Raw genomic sequence first — 3,213 nt, forward strand, 5'->3', positions numbered from 1 at the left:
GTACCAGGAGGTTGGTGACGCGGTACGAATTCAGCTTGGCAGCAAAAATGTTGAACTGCGCAACAACATTCTGTGGGTGGAAGCCGGCTATGACATCTATGTAGACAGCGACAGCCAGGTTGGTTTTGATAGCGATTATAACTTGTTTTATACAGCAGGCATAGGTAAACATGCTAATTGGGGTGGTATAGAGTTTGATAATTATGTCAACTGGTTTTATGAACTGAATCTGGATAAACACAGTTTCGCGGCTGATCCGCAATTTATAGATGCAAATGGCATTGATGGTGTCCTTGGCTTTAGCGAAGCAGAGATAGATTTGCCGACAATTATCGACAACAACGATGTAAACTTCTCAGGAGTTGGGGACTGGACATTGGTAAGCGGCAGCGGAGGTTTCGGCGATAACTACGAGGAGAGTTCCTCGGACACGGGCGCTGACGTTGCAACCTGGACATTCACCGGCTTGACACCCGGTACAACTTACCAGATTGCAGCTACATGGCAGGCAATTTCAGGTAATGCCAGTAATGCCCGGTACATAATATTCGATGGGCCAAATGCAGCGGCACTCAAGATAATAGACCAGCGTTACGCCCCAGATGACTTTAGTGATACAGGAACCAACTGGGAGTATCTGTCCGCTGTTCAGGTTACAGGCACAGAGTTGGTCGTGAAACTTACAGATAAAGCTAATTATAACAGAGTTATAGCTGATGCTGTACGCATCCAGCAGATCGAGGGGGATCATGGCATTGATGACAGCTTCCATCTACTGGCAACTTCACCAGGCGTCGATAAAGGTAATCCTGATTCTATATATAACAATGAACCTGTTCCCAATGGAGGTCGGATCAATCTTGGCGTCTATGGGAATACTTCCGAGGCTGCGACCAGTCCAGCGGAAATGGTTCAGGTGCTTTCTCCCAATGGTCTGGAGAAGTTTGAGTTAGGCCAGCAAATGCAGGTTCAGTGGCATACCGATGGCCTGGCGCCGGCGGTGACAGGCGATTCAGCTTATGAATCGATAGTTATGGCTCAGGGGCCAATTGTGTATTATCACCTGGATGAATCTTCGGGTTCTGCCGTGGTGGATGCTTCAGACAATACGCAGGATGGAACTTACAGCGGTGATCCATTGCTTGATGTGGAAGGTGCTTTCGGTAATGGATTGAATACAGCGGTGGAATTTGATGGATCCGATGACTTCATAGACGTACCTGATGATGGCAGTCTCGACCTGCGCCGGCAGATTACCATGTCCCTGTGGTTCAAAGTTGATGCCTTTAACAACACGTGGATGCCCCTGATATACAAGGGCGATAGTTCGAACAACACATATTACCTGTATCTTAGAAATACAGGTTATCTTCAGCTGGGCTCCGTAGATATAAGCGGTTCGGAGTATATATATACCAATTCGGGCCTTATTCAGCAGAGTCAGTGGTATCACGTGATCGGTGTAATTGATCGTGATGCGGGTGAGATGAAGATCTATATCAATGGTGAGCTTGAGGCTTCCGGTGATGTTCGTACTAACGATGCCGTATCCAAAACTCAGCCTCTGCGAATTGGTTGGTCATACACTCACAGCAGCGTCTCTCGTTTTGATGGGGCGATAGATGAGGTGGCAATTTTTGACTACGCATTGACAGCCAATCAGGTTACCGCCCAGTATGACGCCAGGCTTAGCTTAGATCGAGTTGATATCGAACTGCTGGATGCAGCTACATCCGTACCAGTAGAGACCATTGCCAGTGACATCCTTGCCCCCGGTTACTTTGACTGGACAATCCCTCCCGGAGTAGTACCGGACAATGAGTACCTCATCCAGGTCACAGTCGATCAAGGCTCCCAGCCGAGTGATGTATCGGATGAAGGATTCCAGATCGCCAATAATGGGACAAATTACTATGTGAATATTGCTGACGATGTTGATCTTGCCGACAACGAGTATACTACAGCTCCAGGTGATAACCGAAACAGCGGCAAGAGCACTGACAGTCCCATGTCAAGCTTACAGGCGCTGCTTGCAGCATATGATCTGGATCTGGGCGATACCATCTATGTGGATAGTGGAACATATGCTCTGTTGGAAAACGTCGTGATCACGTCGGATGATGCCGGTGTAACGATTCAGGGCCCCACGCAAACGGATCATGAGGCTATTCTGGACCGGACAAGCACATTGACAGCTAGCTATGTCTTCGAGTTGGTACATGCTGATGATATTACATTGGATCACCTATATATCACAGGTGGCTATTATGGTATCTATAGCAATAGTACGTCTGACAGTGATAATGTAACGATTTCAAACAGCCGGGTGTACGATAACAATTATGGTATCTGGCTGGACACAGGCAACGATAGTGCCCTGATCACGGGCAATGAAGTGTTTGGCCAAGTATCTTCCCATGGCATTTATGTCAGAGGCAATAATTGCCAAGTCTTAAACAATACCGTATATGGCCAGATTAACACAAATCTGTACGGCATTAATGTAGCTGGCATCGGCACATTAGTAAGCGGCAACACGGTGTACGACAACTACCATGGGATATATGCCTCCGGGGCATCTGAGCCCATCGTAGTCAGCAACAACACCGTTTTTGACAACACTCGTACAGGAATCTATGCTCAGTCTAATGTTTTAGTAACGGGCAATGAAGTCTATGGTCATGATGCCAGTGGCGCCTTGGGTATTCATGTCAACCACGATGCGGAGGCATCCCAGAATGTGGCCCATGATAACTACATTGGCATCAAAATAGGGAACAACTATTGGTCTACGTCTGGCACAGTACCTATCCATTCTTCCGCCATAGCCACAGAAAACCGGGTTTACAACAACATAACAGGTATGTTGTCCAATAGTGGCAGCAGTCTGCGTGGGAATATAGCTTACTCCAATTCCGTAGGTATCAAGGGTTCCACAAATAATTCTTCTCGCTGGTCGTTCTGGGGCCTGATAGAGAACAATCTGGTGTATGCCAATACCAATCAAGGCATTGTTCTCGAAAAGGCGATCACCAGTTCGGGCGTTCACGCGCAAGTGATCAACAACACGGTGTACCAGGAGGTTGGTGACGCGGTACGAATTCAGCTTGGCAGCAAAAATGTTGAACTGCGCAACAACATTCTGTGGGTGGAAGCCGGCTATGACATCTATGTAGACAGCGACAGCCAGGTTGGTTTTGATAGCGATTATAA

1 protein-coding gene is annotated in these 3,213 nt (G+C 47.4%); it reads left to right on the forward strand.

What is annotated here, in order from left to right:
• On the forward strand, nt 1-3,213 hold a 3,213-nt coding region (locus tag GY843_RS03295), incomplete at both ends, for a LamG-like jellyroll fold domain-containing protein (protein ID WP_297306486.1).

The sequence above is a fragment of the Neptuniibacter sp. genome (assembly GCF_024231755.1).
In the GTDB taxonomy this organism is placed as follows: Bacteria; Pseudomonadota; Gammaproteobacteria; order Pseudomonadales; family Balneatricaceae; genus Neptuniibacter.